At 33.8% G+C, this 16,324-nt stretch carries 13 protein-coding genes; 2 read left to right on the top strand and 11 right to left on the bottom strand.

Annotation, left to right across the window (positions count from 1 at the left end; genetic code table 11):
• Positions 1–4: 4 nt before the first annotated feature.
• Entirely contained in the window at positions 5–937 is a 933-nt protein-coding gene (gene arcC, locus E0D87_RS03080; RefSeq protein ID WP_130819292.1) for a carbamate kinase, read from the bottom strand.
• A gap of 42 nt (positions 938–979) precedes the next feature.
• Positions 980–2,392 carry an alanine/glycine:cation symporter family protein gene (locus E0D87_RS03085; RefSeq protein ID WP_130819293.1) on the bottom strand — a complete coding sequence of 471 codons (1,413 nt, stop codon included), beginning with the start codon at positions 2,390–2,392 and terminating at the stop codon, positions 980–982.
• Between the two features lie 354 nt (positions 2,393–2,746).
• On the opposite strand from E0D87_RS03085, the gene E0D87_RS03090 reads away from it, so the two are divergent.
• Positions 2,747–3,985 (top strand): AraC family transcriptional regulator, encoded by a 1,239-nt coding sequence (locus E0D87_RS03090; protein WP_130819294.1) that lies wholly within the window; start codon positions 2,747–2,749, stop codon positions 3,983–3,985.
• 81 nt (positions 3,986–4,066) lie between these two features.
• Here the strand turns inward: E0D87_RS03090 and E0D87_RS03095 are convergent, their stop codons facing one another.
• Complete coding sequence (locus tag E0D87_RS03095) at positions 4,067–5,170, bottom strand: ornithine cyclodeaminase family domain (protein ID WP_004835057.1); 1,104 nt, start codon at positions 5,168–5,170, stop codon at positions 4,067–4,069.
• Positions 5,171–5,173: 3 nt separating this feature from the next.
• Positions 5,174–6,352 (bottom strand): ornithine cyclodeaminase family domain, encoded by a 1,179-nt coding sequence (locus tag E0D87_RS03100; protein WP_130819295.1) that lies wholly within the window; start codon positions 6,350–6,352, stop codon positions 5,174–5,176.
• A 290-nt stretch (positions 6,353–6,642) separates the two neighbouring features.
• Between E0D87_RS03100 and E0D87_RS03105 the strand changes: the two genes are divergently transcribed.
• On the top strand, positions 6,643–6,906 hold the full coding sequence (locus tag E0D87_RS03105; protein WP_130819296.1) for a YkvA family protein: 264 nt from the start codon (positions 6,643–6,645) through the stop codon (positions 6,904–6,906).
• 33 nt (positions 6,907–6,939) lie between these two features.
• Here E0D87_RS03105 and glmS read toward each other — a convergent pair whose 3' ends face one another.
• The 7 genes from glmS to E0D87_RS03140 form a co-directional block, all read right to left on the bottom strand.
• Positions 6,940–8,763, bottom strand: coding sequence for a glutamine--fructose-6-phosphate transaminase (isomerizing) (gene glmS, locus E0D87_RS03110; protein ID WP_130819297.1), 1,824 nt, complete (start codon positions 8,761–8,763; stop codon positions 6,940–6,942).
• A gap of 273 nt (positions 8,764–9,036) precedes the next feature.
• Positions 9,037–10,416 carry an ABC transporter ATP-binding protein gene (locus E0D87_RS03115; RefSeq protein ID WP_130819298.1) on the bottom strand — a complete coding sequence of 460 codons (1,380 nt, stop codon included), beginning with the start codon at positions 10,414–10,416 and terminating at the stop codon, positions 9,037–9,039.
• A 143-nt stretch (positions 10,417–10,559) separates the two neighbouring features.
• On the bottom strand, positions 10,560–10,748 hold the full coding sequence (locus E0D87_RS03120) for a hypothetical protein (protein WP_004834979.1): 189 nt from the start codon (positions 10,746–10,748) through the stop codon (positions 10,560–10,562).
• The gene (locus tag E0D87_RS03125; RefSeq protein WP_130819299.1) at positions 10,745–12,364 is read right to left on the bottom strand and encodes an ABC transporter ATP-binding protein; all 1,620 of its coding nucleotides are present in this window, start codon (positions 12,362–12,364) and stop codon (positions 10,745–10,747) included. Before E0D87_RS03125 ends, E0D87_RS03120 begins: the two co-directional genes overlap by 4 nt.
• Positions 12,354–13,355 carry an ABC transporter ATP-binding protein gene (locus E0D87_RS03130; protein WP_004835060.1) on the bottom strand — a complete coding sequence of 334 codons (1,002 nt, stop codon included), beginning with the start codon at positions 13,353–13,355 and terminating at the stop codon, positions 12,354–12,356. The genes E0D87_RS03125 and E0D87_RS03130 overlap by 11 nt, the downstream gene beginning before the upstream one ends.
• 8 nt (positions 13,356–13,363) lie before the next feature.
• Positions 13,364–15,331, bottom strand: a complete 1,968-nt coding sequence (locus E0D87_RS03135; protein ID WP_130819300.1) for an ABC transporter permease subunit — start codon at positions 15,329–15,331, stop codon at positions 13,364–13,366.
• 1 nt (position 15,332) lies between these two features.
• Positions 15,333–16,295 (bottom strand): ABC transporter permease, encoded by a 963-nt coding sequence (locus tag E0D87_RS03140; protein WP_004835050.1) that lies wholly within the window; start codon positions 16,293–16,295, stop codon positions 15,333–15,335.
• Positions 16,296–16,324: the final 29 nt, after the last annotated feature.

Genomic DNA, 16,324 nt, shown 5'->3' on the forward strand with positions numbered 1-16,324 from the left:
TCTTTTACTTAACTATTTTTGTTCCTACTTTTCCTTCTAATCCATCCAAAGCTTTGTCTAGTGAAGTGATTATTGCTTCACCTTCTGGATTTTCTTCTAAGAATTTAAGACAAGCTTCTATTTTTGGTAACATAGATCCCTTAGCAAATTGGCCTTCTTCTATATATTTCTTGGCTTCATCTACGCTAATTTCTCTAAGTTCCTCTTGGTTTTCCTTTCCAAAATTGATATATACACTATCAACTGCAGTTAGGATTAAAAGTTTATCTGCATTTATATCTGCTGATATTTTACTTGCAACAAAATCTTTATCAATTACAGCATCAACTCCAACAATAGTACCATCTTCATCAAATACTGGAATTCCACCACCGCCACCTGTAACTACAGCTGTATTATTTTCTAGCAAAGTTTTTAGGGTTTCTATTTCCTTTAACCTAACTGGTTTTGGACTTGCAACTACTCTTCTATAGCCTCTGCCTGCATCTTCTTTGAAAGTATAACCGTCTTCTTTTTCGATTCTTTCTGCTTCTTCTTTGCTATAGAATGTTCCTATTGGCTTAGTTGGATCTTTGAAGGCTGGGTCGTTCTTATCAACTTCTACTTGGCTAACTATTGTCACAACCTTCTTGTCGATCTTTCTTTTCTCAACTTCATTTTCAATTGCTTGTTGAAGGTGATAACCTATATAACCTTGGCTTAAGGCAACACATTCTACCAAAGGAAATTCTGGTATGCTTGTATCAATCTCACTTGCCTTAGATAATCCTAGGTTTATTACACCAACTTGTGGTCCATTTCCATGAACTATGGCTACATTTTCATAATTTTCTATAATATCTGCCAAGGCCTTAGAAGATCCCTTTACTGCCTCTAATTGCTCTTTTGGACTATTTCCTAGGGCGTTTCCACCCAATGCTACTACTATTGTCTTCATCTATGCTCCTTTCTCAAAAATGATGGTTTGTGTAAATTTTCTTTATTTCTTATTTTTTTGATCTAGCTTATAATAATTCTCTCCATTAAAGAATTCTTTCTTAATATCTTTTATCTCTCCGCTCATAGCTATAAGTCCTATCATATTAGGTATTACTACAAGTCCTAATGTAAAGTCTAAGAATACTCCAGCCTTTTCGAAAGATACAAATATTCCAAGAAGAATCATAAGTGATGCTACAACTCTCATTATCTTACCAACCTTAGTACCAAATAGATATTCAGCTTGTTTTTCACAATAAAATACTATTACTATAATTGTTGATAATACAAATAAGAATAAGCTTATTGATATTATGATTGATCCCGCTTGACCAAATATAGTGTTAAATGCTCTTTCAACTGCTACCGGTGCTAATTGATCGCTTTCTGCTTGGCTTAGACCTGGTTGCCATACTCCTGATAAAAGAACTGTTAGGGCTGATATTGTACAGACTATAATTGTATCTGCAAATACTTCAAATACTCCCCACAAACCTTGTCTTGCTGGATGATCTGTGGTAGCTGCAGCATGACCATATCCTGCAGAACCCATACCAGCTTCGTTAGAATAAACACCACGAGCAACACCCATAGATATTACCTTAGATAAAGCAGCTCCACCAACTCCTCCAGCAACTGCTTTTGGATTGAAGGCACCTTTGAAAATATATCCAAGGACTCTTGGCACATCACCTATGTGCATAATAATTATGATTATACCAAAAAGTATATATAAAGCTGCCATTATTGGAACTAGTTTTTCTGTAACTCTACCAATTTGTTTTACTCCACCAAACACTACAATTGAAACAATTATAAAAATAACTATGATAGCAATTGTTTTGATAATGTTTTCGTTTAAGTTAGTTGCAGCAAATACATTTTTAACAGGATTTGCTGCTGATAGAGTTTGAAGAGTAATTGATGGAAGGATTTCAATCATAAAGAAGAAAGCTGCCAAAGCTCCCATAGCCTTACCAAGACCACCCTTTAGTCCGTTCTTTAACATATAAGAACATCCACCAACGAAGTCTCCATCTTCATTCTTCTCCCTATATTTTATAGATAGAGCAACTTCTGCAAACTTTGTTCCTTGACCAATTATTGCAGCTATCCACATCCAGAATACAGCTCCTGGACCTGCTGCAAATATAATAGTTGGAGCGACAACTATGTTTGCTGCTCCAATTGATGAAGCAAGAGCTGTGGTCATGGCTTGGAAGGCAGAAACTGTACCAGATCCTTCTTCATTTTTAGAAAACATCTTTCCAAAAGTTTGTCTCATGATATATGGGAAATATTTTAATTGAATAAAGCCTGTTCTAATATTAATAATTAGCCCACCACCCATAACTAGGGCAAGCAGTGGCCATCCCCATAGCCATTCCGTAAACGATTTTATAATTTCTAGCATAATTTACTCCTTGTTGAAAATCACAACAAACCACCATCTTTTTTTAATTTTATTATCTAAAGTAGATGTAAACTTCAAATAATATAGTCAATCTAGGAATTATTTCTATCCTAGCTTTATACGAGAAATCCTTCATTTATCATGAAAGATAACTCGTCTTATAAACCTATCTATAACATTTACTCATAATATAGAGGTTTAATATGTGACCCTGTAATTATTATACAAAAGAAATCGTTTTTATATAAGACAAATACATATTTTATTTTTGTAAATAGAAATATATTTACCTTGGTATTTAATCTTTGTGATATAATTGTTATATAAAATGTCAGGCACAAAGAAAAAGAGGAGATGATTCGTATAACTAAAAAGACAAATATCCAAGATGAGTCTACTTATTTTGAGACAAATAAAAATAAACTTCCCCTAATAGATTTGGGAGATGAAATTTTCACCGAAAAGACAGAACCACTCCTTCATACAAATGCAAGGTTTTGGATCATAAAAAAGGGATCTGCCCTTGTTAACATCCAAGGAGAAGATGTAGAAATAAAAGAAGGATCTATGGTAGGGATCCTTCCTTGGTATTACACTCAGATAAAGGAAGTAACCGAAGATCTTCTTATGGATGTAGTTGTTTATGATTTAGACTTTGTAAATATCCTCTTTAAAAGAACTAATGATTTATTTATGAAAGACTATTCCCTAAGCAAGTTAGTTTCTGACAATATTTATGTCACTCTTTCTAGCGAAGAAGAAAAGGAAGTAGCCTTTATCCTTGATAAGCTTAAAAATGAACTCGCCAAATACAAACAAGGTGACAAGTTTTCTAACCATATGATTTTTGTAAAGCTTATGGAACTTGTTGTGATATTTGAGAAAAATATAGATTATTCTAGTAAAAAAAAACTAAAAAATAAGCACGATATCCAAATTTTCCACTATATTTACTCTCATTTAAATGAAAATATTAATCTAAAAAATATATCTGAGAATTTCTATCTCAGTCAATCTCAGACCAGCAAGTATATAAAGGAAACTACAGGTCTAAGCTTTAGCTCGCTTGCATCTATGATGAAGCTCATTAAGCTAATGGGATATCTAAACTTTTCACAAATGAACCTAGAAGAACTTTCTGTTATATTGGGATTTAAAGATCCATCACATCTTTCCAAGTTTTTTAAGGCAAAGCTTGGGATAAATACTAGTGAATTTAAAAATAAAACTAACAACAATACAAAAAAAGTCATAGACTTAGCTAAAATGGAGGAGATAACTTCATATCTATACAAGTACTATTATATGGAATTAAACCTTGAGGATTTGTCCATAAAATTTAGACTAAACCCTACAGAGATAAACAATTCCTTCGATTTTTACCTAGATAAATCCTTTGATTCCTACTTAACTTATGTAAGGATTATAAATGCAGCCAAAATCCTTCTGATAAAAGATGATACGGTAACAGATATAGCCTATACTGTTGGTTTCAATACGACCAAAACTTTTAATAGAAATTTTAAGAAAATCTATGGAATAAATCCCAGCGATTTTAGGAAAAAATTAATCTACCAAACCGAAATTATGTAAAGTATTTAAAATAAACCATAAATTTTATGTATACAAAAAATCCACCCCTGAAAGGTGGATTTTTCTTATATTCTATGCTTTTTATTTTTGATTTAAATTTCTATCAATATTTTTAACGAAGTCTTGAGAGTTTGTAACCATTGTTTTTGCAGTTAATGTTCCTCTGTCTGATAGTTTATTAACAGCAAATTCTTGGATATCAACTGTATACATGAATACTGGTCTTATTTCTCCATTGATCTCATTGTAAGATGGAGTCATATTACCTGTAGCAATTGTAAATAGAATTGCTGATGACATGATTACTGTTGATGATTTTTTGATGTTTCTTCTCATCTCATCTTGAGCTTCGTATACATTGTTGTAAGTGTCATTAAAGGTATATCTATCTCTGATTGTTCCAGCTATTACTAGATTTACATTATTTCTAACCGCAGCTGCAACAAATCCCGTTTCTATTCCTTCTTTTTCTACATATTCTTTGATAGAACCGTATTCGTTTACTCTGTTGATTACTTCATAGAAGTTTTCTCTTGTATTTTGGCTATTTAGATATTCTTCTTGACCTTCAACTGTCTTAAACTTAGCTCTTTCAAGGTCGTAAGCAACAGCTGCTGTACCACAGAATATCGCATTTGCATATCCATTTTCTACAAGTCTAGCTAGGGCATCGTCACTTTCTTCATCGAGAGATGTTGCTGTACCAAGTACCCAAGTTACATAGCCATTATTTTCTTTTTCATATTTTAGGATTTCATAAAGTTCGTCGTAGTCTTTAGAAAAGGCAGTTTCTCTTGATCTTCCTTCTCTAAATCCAAATGTAGCTTCTTCTTTGCTGGATTTATCTACGAAACCTTCTGTATAAACATAGATTCCTTCAGATCCGTCTTCTTTACGTCCAACAACGACTTTGTCACCTTTTTTAAGGTTTCTAAATTCTACAACATCAACTCTTTCATTTCCTGGTTCATCTATTGCTACTGCAACAGTATCCATTCTAGATTGTAGGGCTAGAACCCATTTATCATTTATCTTGAAATATTCTGGGAAAACTGATAGAGCGTGATAGCCTTCTGGGCTTATTCCGTCTTCTTCTACTTCTACAAGTTTAGCATTTGGAAATTTATCAAATTTCTCATCAAATTCTTTAGGGAAGTATTTTGGCATTTCAAATTTATAGTCCATCATCTACTCCTCTCTTCCTTGGCTCATTGCCTTTTTATCTTCAATAGAAGCTTCACTGCTTGCTTCTTCTACTTCGTAAACGTGTTCTTCGTCATAAGATAGGTATTCTTCTGGAACAAGTTCTTTTTCTAAGTTCACTACAAAGTCTTGAACATTTGTTACAAGAGTTCTTACAGCGATTCCTTCTCTAGCAGCAGATACTTTTCTAACTGCGTTTTCTGTAACATCCACTGTAAAGATAAATACTGGAACTATATTGCCATTTTCATCTACTCTATAGCTTGTAGCTGTCTCTGCAGTTGAAGCTGAGTGGAGGGTTGTAGCAAGACAAATAATAAGATTTGACTTATCTGTAGCAACTCTTACATTGTCCAAAGAGTCGTATACATTGCCTGTAACTTCTGGAAGTGGTCCATCATCTCTGATAGATCCAGCTAGAGTAATTGGAACTCCAAGTCTGTTTAGAGTTTTAACGAATCCATCACGAACATTTCCTTCGTTTATGAATTCATCTATAGAACCAACTTTTCTTATAGCATTTAGTGTATCCAAGTGGTTGTAGTGACCTAGTGGATCAGATTCTTGAGTATAAATATCTTGACCAAGAGCTGTGTTTAAATAACCACCTTCAAGGTCGTGAGTAGCCATAGCATTTCCACCAAGAAGAGCTTGAACGTATCCGTTTTCTGCAAGTCTTGATAGACCATTTCTTGTATCATAGTCAAATACAACAGCAGGTCCTAGAACCCAAGTAATATTTCCTTCTGATTCTTTTTCAGCTCTAAGTAATTCGTAAAGAAGTTTGTAGTTTGATGTATTTGATGCCTCAACAAAATCTCCTCCACGAGAAAAAACTTCCTCAGAGAAACCTTGTGCATATTTTAAAACACCTTCACTACCATCAGTAACACTTGCGATAACTACCTTATCACCTTTTTTAAGATTTCTAAACTCTCTTACAAAAACCTTTCCATCTTCAACAACTGCAACACAGTCTTGAGAACTTCTTTCTGGAATTTGCCAAGATCCATCAACCTTATAATAAGTTGGCATGTGGCTTGTTAAATAAAAACCCTTTGGGCTTACACCATCTTTCGTAACTTCTGCTGTAGTTACATCTTTAGCAGAAGCGTATTTTTCTTCCGAAAAATTAGGTGGTGTAAATAATAAGTCTTCTCTCATTTTTTCCTCCTATTTCTTTAAACGATCTCTTATAATATCATATTAGTTTAAACTAAGGAAATCAATAACTATTCCCGAGGCAAACGGACATATGAACTATTATTTCTGGTATATTAAACATTTACCCAATTTGTTTGTTTTTTTAACAAAAAACTTCATCATTTATTTTATAAATCATATTAAATTTGTAAATAATATTAAAATTGATATTAATTTTTATTATTTGACAAAGACAAATTTCGAGTATAATTAAACTAGATGTTAGATATATTAAACCTCAAGGAGGACTTATGAATAAACTCATGAAAATAAAAAACTTCATACCTATGTATTTTAAGGCCATGAAAAATAAAAATACACCAAAAGCTGCCAAGTTTTTAGGCATCCTTGCAATCGCATATGCGATTTTGCCAGCAGATATGATCCCAGATGCTATCCCAATACTTGGAGTACTAGATGATGCAACCATTCTTCCTCTACTAATCTATCTTACAACAAAGATGATACCTAAAGATATATACAAGGAAGAAGAAGTAGAAATAATAGAAGGATAAAAGCAAAAATCCCGCCAAAAAGGCGGGATTTTTTTATTCTACTGTTACAGATTTAGCTAAATTTCTTGGTTTGTCTACGTCAATTCCTTTGGCTATTGATGTGTAATATGCCATAAGTTGAGTTGGGATTACAGAAAGGATTGGATACAAGATATCCATTGTTTCTGGAAGGACAAGTGTTTTTTCACTAACTTTTCTTATCCTAGAATCATCTTTACTTGTTATAGAGAATACTTTTGCTCCACGACTTTTAACTTCTTCTACATTGGATAGAGTTTTATCCAAGAGATTTCCTTGAGTCATTATGGCTATTACTGGAGTAGCTTCTTCGATTAAGGATATGGTTCCGTGTTTAAGTTCTCCAGCAGCAAAGGCTTCTGTATGGATGTATGATACTTCCTTTAGCTTCAAAGCAGCCTCGATGCTTGTTGCATAATCCAAAGATCTTCCTATATAAAACAAGCTCTTGCTATCCTTTATTTCGTGAGCAAATTCTTTGATTGATTCATCATTCTTTACAAGTTCTTCTACTTTCTTAGGAAGTGTTTTAAGTTCCTTCAAGATATTTTCATAAGATGAAAGCTCAATTCTACCTAGTTTTAAAGAAAAGTCTAGGGCTAGTAAATACAAGTTTACAACTTGAGTGATGTAGGCCTTGGTACTTGCAACTGCGATTTCTGGACCTGCATAGCAATAGATAGATTTAAGAGCTTCTCTATCCATTGATGAGGCAAGAGTGTTTGTTATAAGTAATGTCTTAGCATTTTTTTCTTTGCTAAGTCTAAGCGCCTTCAAACTATCAGCTGTTTCTCCTGATTGAGATATCAATATTACTAGAGTGTTTTCATCTATAAATGGATCATTGTACCTAAATTCTGAAGCTATATCGCAAATTACTGGAATTTTCGCTATTTTTCCAAAAGCATATTTTCCTACAAGACCTGCATGGTAGGCTGTTCCACAGGCTACTATATAAATCTTGTTTATATTTGCTATTTCTTCTTTATCAAAAGAGTTTTCTTCAAAATCAACCCTATTATCTTTTACATTTACCCTCAGAAGTTCATCAATGGCAGAGCCTTCTTCATTGATTTCCTTGATCATAAAATGATCGAAGCCATCCTTACTTGCAGCATCTACTGACCATTCTATGGTCTTGATTTCTCTAGAAACTTCACTATTATTCTCATCGTAAATCGTGTAGCTATCACCATTTATGTCGACTAAGTCTCCATTTTCAAGATATATTACATCTCTTGTGTATTTTAAAAGAGATGGAATATCACTTGCCATTAGAAATCCATCTTCCATCACTCCAAAGACAAGTGGAGATTCTACTCTCATACCTATTAATCTATCTGGCTCATCTGCTGTAATTATTCCACAAGCAAAGGATCCTACAAGTTTTTCTTTGACTATTTCACAAGCTTTGAGGATATCACCTTGGTAATATTTTTCGATTAATACAGCTATGACTTCAGTATCTGTTGATGATTTGAAAGTATAACCTTCCTTTTCAAGCTCATTTTTAAGCTGTCTATAATTTTCAATAATCCCATTGTGAACTACAGCAATCTTACCATTGTTTGATAGATGTGGGTGGCTATTGGTATCTGTAGCTGCTCCATGAGTTGCCCATCTTATATGACCTATACCAACATTTCCCTTTAAAGGATTTTCTTCTAGAGCTTCCTTTAGATTGATTAGCTTTCCAGCTTTTTTCTCAAATTCTATCCCTTTAGCATTTGCCACAGCTATCCCTGCTGAGTCGTAACCACGATATTCTAGTTTTTCTAGTCCATCAATGATTACCTCTCTTGCATCTAGCTTTCCTTTATACGCTACTATTCCGCACATAGTAACCTCCTATTAGATTGTAAATTTTATGAGGCCACTGTATCTTCTCTGTCCATTTGATTGCTCAAATGTTTTGTCTAATACTAGGGCTGTGAACCCAGACAGCTCCCGCCGAACTTTCGATAACTGTCTTCCTCGTCATCCCCTAGGGATCTGGCGCTTCTTTGTTTTTACCTCATCTTGTTATTATATTCTATTTTTAAATTTTCCGCAAAACAAAATCCCTCTTAATTAATAATTTAAATATATAGAGGAGATTTTTAATTCATTTATTCAATTTTTATGAACAACTTCAATTACGCATTTATTCTTTGAAATTTCCAATATTTTTTCTCTTATTATTTTTGAATTCTTCTTATCTAAATTTGCGTTAATTTCATCTAAGAGAAGAACTTCAATATTATCAAATTCTTCAGAAAATATTATTTCATCAAACACGCTTATAATTCTTTGACCAGTAGATGCTTGCAAATTTTCTTTATCAAAGTTAAAATACAGATTACTATCTGATGATAACAAATAAGCTTTATCCTTTAACTTTTCTTTTAATTGTGCAAGTAGGCTAGATTTACCACTAGCATTATCCCCTATCAAAGTAAACAATCCTGGGGAAAATCCATTTGTTATAATCCCTATATCATTTACAGAAGATAAAGAAAAATATTTTTTATCATGATATATTTTAATTTTAGAAAAATCAATTATTCCCTTAGTAGCCTTGTTTTTCATATTTAGCTTATCAATAAGATTATCCATCCTTCTAACCTTATCTTTTCCACTAAGTATTATATTAATAAATTCAGATAAATACTGGAGCATGCTCAATTGTCTAGGTAAGGTAGCTAGGATTATAGTTTTAAGGGCAAGGTTATTATAGCTTGAAAAGTAAGTCGAAACTATAGCAAAAATTACAGGAATAGAAGATATTATAAGCAAAACAAAAGCGAAAACATCGATGTTTAGATCAAGCTTAGCCTTACTATCTGACGCATCTTTGCATTTATTATTAAAATTTTTATACCAAATCTTAAAGTTATATAGATTCCCTAGTATTATAGATGACATCCCATAGTTTTGGTGTTGCATAAGATTATTATGGCTTTTTTGAAAATCATCGGATAAAATTGCCATACGACTATTTAACAATTTAATAAACATTATCGAAATTGGAATAGATGCTAAATAAGCAATAATAAATATAGGACTTATAGTAAATGCAATAGCTAATATAGAAAAAAATATATTAAAAAACAACTCAACAAAATCTCTTAAGAAGTTTATACTTTCGTCTACAATAGAAAAAGATTCGTGCGTAAAATAAGCCTTATTTTCATTTAGAAATTTTCTATCATAAGCAGAAAAAACTTCCCCATAATTTTCGTAAGAAAAATCATTCATTAGATTCTTAAAGGATAGGTATTTAGATTTGTTAAAGTAGTAATTCATAAAAGTGCTTGGAAGATAAACAAAACTAAGTGATAAAATATATCCTATAATCCATATTAAAAATTCACCATCGTCATTAATATTAATTGCTATTTTGTTGATAATCAGTATAGAAGATGCTACTATAATCTGCTCTATTAAGGCAAAAAATATGCCAAGGTAACTGTATCTATTTAATACTTTTTTAATTGTATTTACCTTATACAAACTCTATTTATCCTTTCTAAATTTTATAAATAAAAAGGGTCGTCTCATTTTGAATATATTATCTCGGTTATAAAAACTTTTAAATGAGTTCATTAACAACCTCTAAAAATAAACATTCATATTTTTGAAACAACCCTGTTTTATTAAATTATTAAAGCAAATATTATAAAAGGTGAAAGTATCAACAGTACCCAAGGCAAGAATACTTTCATTGCCGCCATAAACATGGCCATTTGGTCGTGTTTATCTAGGTTATCCTTGTCTAATAGACTTTCTTTTTCATAGATTTCTTCAGGACTTTTTCCTTTGAATCTATCTATGGGAGCTTTCATATTGCACTCATTTCTTCCAATTCTTCTTCTTTTTTAGCTTTTTCTAACTTATTTTTCTCGAAGGCTTTTTGTTTTTCTTCTTCAGATACATCTAACAAGTGACAAGCTACAAAGTGACCATCTTCTCTTTCTTTAAATTCCGGCTCGAAGTTTGCACAGATATCCATTGCATATTCGCATCTTGTGTGGAACCTACATCCTTTTGGTGGTTTAACTGCTGAAGGTATATCTCCTTCTATAACTTGAAGCTCTTGACCTTGGTCCACATCAGTTCTTGGGATCGCTCTTAGTAGAGCCTTTGTATAAGGATGAAGTGGATTTGCAAATATCTTTTCAGAATCAGCAAGTTCTACTAATACTCCCAAATACATTACCCCTATCCTATCTGATATATATTTTACAACTGATAGGTCGTGGGTTATGAATAGATATGTTAGATTATTCTCATCTTTTAAGTCTTGGAGAAGGTTTATGATTTGTGATTGGATTGATACGTCAAGAGCACTTACTGCCTCATCACAAACTATAAAGCTTGGCTTTAGGGCAAGGGCTCTGGCTATACCTATTCTTTGTCTTTGTCCACCTGAGAATTGGTGAGGATATCTGTGAAGGAAGTATGAAGCAAGACCACACTTGTCCATAGTTTCCTTGATATATTCGTTGTACCCTTCTTCTTTTCTGCTCTTGAACAAATCATGTCCAAGAACACCTTCGCCTATGATATTTCCTACAGTCATCTTGGTATCAAGAGATCCATAAGGGTCTTGGAAGATCATCTGTAGGTCTTTACGTAAGCCTCTCATCTCCTCATCATTAAGCTCTGATAAGTCTATTCCGTCATCTCTAAGCTCTTCTAGTTCCCTAAACTTATCATTTCCTTCAAGAGTTTTTCTATAGGCTTCAATCTTAGAATTTTTCTCTTCAATTTCTCTTGTCTTGGCGTCTCTTTGATTTATTAGATCCTTGTATTTGGGATCTTTAGCCAAGCTATCATGGTATTCATCCCATGATCTAGATCTCATTTGAGTTTTTTGCTCTTTTTCTTCGATGCTTGTTAGAATAGCTGCTCTTTGTTTGAGGATATCGTACTTTTCTTTTAACAAGCCAGATACCTTGTTCAAGTCATCACTAGAAAGAAGACCACCTGCGATTCTTACCATGTTTAAATAGTTTTCTTCGATTTCACGACGTTTAAACATAGCCTTCTCATTTAGTTCAGCTCTCTTCTCATCAGTATCAGCCTCATCTAGATTTTTATAAATATCATTTAGTTCATCAAGCTCTGTGTGATACTTTGGAAACTGACTTGGGATTTTCTTTATCATATCGAGCATGTAGGCTGGAGCCATATCCTCGATTGTCTTTCCATAATAAAGAGTTGTTCCTTCTGTTTGATCGTATATTTGTAGGAGAGTTCTACCAAAGGTTGATTTACCACAACCAGATTCTCCTACAAGTCCTAGAGTTTCACCTTGGTATATATCCAAAGTTATAGATTCGTTAGCGTGAACGTATTCTCCTGGGCCCTTGTCAAAGAAGGATTTTTTCTTAAGAGGGAAATATTTTTTTAAGTTTCTTATTTTAAATAAGACTTTTTTCTCATCGTTAGTTTGCATTTTCTTCCCTCTCCTTTCTATTTGGATAATGGCATCTGATCTTTTGGTTCTCATTTACAGAAACAAGATCAGGCATTTCTTCTATACATTTTTTGGTAGCAAACTTACACCTATCAGCAAACTTACATCCTTTTGGCAAGTTTAGTGGGTGTGGTACGCTTCCTGGTATTATATCTAATCTCTCATTCCTATCTGATGTTATAGATGGAATTGAATTTAGTAGTGCAACAGTATATGGGTGGTTATAATCTGTTATATCGTGTTTAAAGATAAACTCTACTGGAGATTGCTCTACGATTTGCCCACAATACATTACAGCTACTTCATCTGCCATTTGATTTATAACTCCTAAATCGTGAGTTATAAATAAGATTGAAGTTCCAGCTTTTTCCTTTAGATCATTCATTAACCTAAGTATTTGGGCTTGGATTGTAACATCTAGGGCGGTTGTTGGCTCGTCAGCTATAAGAAGTTTTGGTTCGCAAGCAAGAGCCATGGCAATCATAACCCTTTGGTTCATACCACCAGATAACTCAAATGGATATTGTTTAGCCACAACATGTGGGTTTGGGATTTTAACTGAAGCAAGAAGTTCCTCACATCTTTGGGCAGCTTCTTTTTTGTTCATTCCCCTATGAAGCATCAAAACTTCTGATATTTGTTTTTCGACTGTAAATACAGGGTTTAGAGAGCTCATTGGCTCTTGGAATATCATAGAGATAGCATTTCCTCTGATATGTTCCATTTGACTAGTTTTATATTCTGATATTTTTTCTCCATCAAATATAATCTCACCGTCATAAATTCTTTGGTTAGATTCAAATAGTTGAAGGATACTCATAGCAGTTTGACTCTTTCCAGATCCACTTTCTCCAACAAGACCCAAGGTCTTTCCAGCATCGACTGTAAATGATACGTCATTTACAGCCTTTATAAGACCACGTCTTGTTTCAAAGTAGGTGTGGAGATTTTTTATTTCTAATAAGCTCATAATTTCACCTATCTCTCATTTGCTCTTGGGTCGATGGCATCTCTTAGGGCGTCACCGATTAGGTTTACAGAAAATGATGTTAAGAATACTGCAAGTGCTGGGAATACCCATCTCCACCAGTAAGTATTTAATACGTCTGATGATTGAGCTGCAGTTAACATATTACCCCAAGAAGGAGTTGGTTCTTGTACACCAAAACCTAGGAAGGATAAACCTGATTCTGTTAGTAGGTTTCCTGCGTATCCTATAGTTGCATTTACTATTACTATTGAAAGAATATTTGGGAAGATGTGTTTGATCATAATAGACCAATCCTTAACTCCCAAAGCTCTAGCTGCTGTTATATAGTCACGTTCTCTTTCTGCTAGGATTTGTCCACGAACAAGACGGGCAAGACCAGTCCATCCGAGTAGTCCTAGAAGGATCATAACCATTGTTATCCTTTGTTCCTGGCTTGCTCCTGGTGGGAGTAGAGCTGATAGAGAAATTAGCATTGGATAGAATGGGAATGATGCCACTATCTCTGAAAATCTCATAAGTACATTGTCTAATTTTCCACCGACAAAACCTGATACCATACCTATAACAACACCCAAAACTATTTGGATAATAGTTGAAATTAGGGAAATAACCATAGTCATCTTTCCACCATGGATAAGTCTTGTAAATATATCACGTCCTTGGTCATCTGAACCAAACCTAAATCCATTTAGTCCCCAAGTGTGAACCTTACCTTCTTTATCAACTGCATAGTTGTTAAAGTAAGAAGAATAAATTTGATCGAATTCTCCTTCTGGAGTTTCTAGCTCACCGTAGTTATCAATACCCCATTGGTACATCTTGCCTTTTTCATCTAAAGCTGTAAGAACTGATCCACTAGCTTTTATATCAACCAAAGGACTTTCAAACTCAGGAATGTTATCTCCAGTTAGTTTGTCTCTAGCTGGACCCCAAACATAAAGTTTGCCATCTTCAGCTATAACAGCTGCTGTAGAGTTTGTTAGGGCAACCTTCTTAGCCTTTACTTTTCCTGTCTTAAGTTCTTCTGGCATTTGAGTATCTAGTTCTGATCCCATAACTCCAAGAAGTCTAACAGATCCATTGTCCATCAAAGCTAACATATTGATTGGATTTGTAGCAAAGTCTACAACCTTACCTTGGATATCTGATGGAAGAAGGTTTAGCCTACTTGCTAGAGTTGAACCCCAAACAATTAGGTTATGTTTTTTTGTAAGGACTGCAGAATATTGAACACCTGCACCTAGTTTTTCTATTCCTTCTTCTTTTATTTTTGATTCATCCATTGGTGGGGCTTGGTTTTGTTGGAATGATTTATTACCCCAACCGTATATTTCATTATCTTCAGTTGCAAAAATTATATGTCTATCACCTGCTGCTATATCGGTTACTTTTTTGTTTTCAAGAGCTTCCTTAGCTTTTTCAGGTATCTCTAGAACCTTATCTTCATTATCTGATCCCCAGACATAAACATTTCCTTCTTTTGTTAATCCTGCTGAGAAAGTATTTCCTATAACAATTTTCTCAACACCTTCTTTTTCAAGATCAGAAGGATAATTCATATAAGCTCCACCTGGAGCAACGTTAGTTAAGTTTCCTTGGGAATAGTATTGGTTAAACGGAAGAAGCTTGCTTCCAACAAACACTACAAGAACAATAGCTACAAAAAGCACAAGTCCTATAACTCCTAGTGGGTTTCTAAAGTAGTTTCTAACAGCTACCTTTCCTGGAGACATAATCGCTTCTTCTTTTAGCTTGTCATTCTCATCTTCTTTTCTAGGTCCATTGTCTACATTTTTATTTTCAGAGTGGATTAGCTCATCCTCTCCCTTGTTATCATAAGGTGTATTAGGTTTTTCACTAAAATCTTCACCCTTAGAAAAGGTAAAGGCTCTTAGAAACAAGTCTTTCAAAAAGCTTCCATATGATTTAAAAGATTTCTTAAAAGTTCTATTCATCTTAGGCCTCCAATTGAACTCTTGGATCTACAAGAGCATAGCCTACATCCATTATCAAGTTTCCAAGAAGAGTAAGCACTGCATAAAACATTGATAAAGCAAGGATTACATTGTAATCTTGGGCCATAACAGCCATAATCAATTCATTACCAATTCCTCTAAATGAGAAAATCCTCTCTGTAATAGCTGATCCTGAAAACATTCCAAGTACAGCCCAAGTTAAGGCAGTAACTACTGGAATAAGAGCATTTCTAAAGGCGTGAGAATAAACTATTGTCTTCTCCTTTAGTCCCTTACTTCTTGCAGTTCTAATATAATCTTGGTCTAAGGCATCTAGCATTGAGTTTCTAACATATCTTGACAAGGATGCTAATGATCCAATAGTTAGAGTTGCCGTTGGAAGAACTAAGTATTTCACCCATTCTCCAAAGGTGTTTTCTCTTGGCATACCGTTTGCTGGAAGCCATTTTAATCTAAATGCAAATATAAATATTAATATAAGTCCTATGAAAAATACTGGAATAGATAAACCAACTAGGGTGAGAGTCTGACTTATCTTATCAAACGCCCCTCCCTTGTGCGTGGCACTCCTTATTCCTATAAGCACCGAAAGCACAAATGATAAAATTATAGAACCTATATTTAAAAATATAGTGTTTTTTAACGGTTCAGCCAAATACTCAGAAACAGGTCTTCTAACTCTGATAGATTCACCCAAATCTCCCTTGAGAGTTCTACCTAGCCATCTAACATATTGTTCTGGAAGTGACTTATCGAGTCCATATCTTTGTTGAAGAGTCTTGTATAGATCTTCTTGTTCTTGCTTAGTCATACGAGTGTTTTGTGGCATCATCGCCTTAATCGGATCACCTGGCATCGCTTTTGAAAAAGCAAAAAGCATAATAGATATAATCAGAGCAACGGGTATTAAATTTATAATTCTCTTAACTATATAACGAAACATATCTTCCCTTCCTATTTTTCTATACCATT

The sequence above is a fragment of the Anaerococcus vaginimassiliensis genome (assembly GCF_900626155.1).
Classification (GTDB): domain Bacteria; phylum Bacillota; class Clostridia; order Tissierellales; family Peptoniphilaceae; genus Anaerococcus; species Anaerococcus vaginimassiliensis.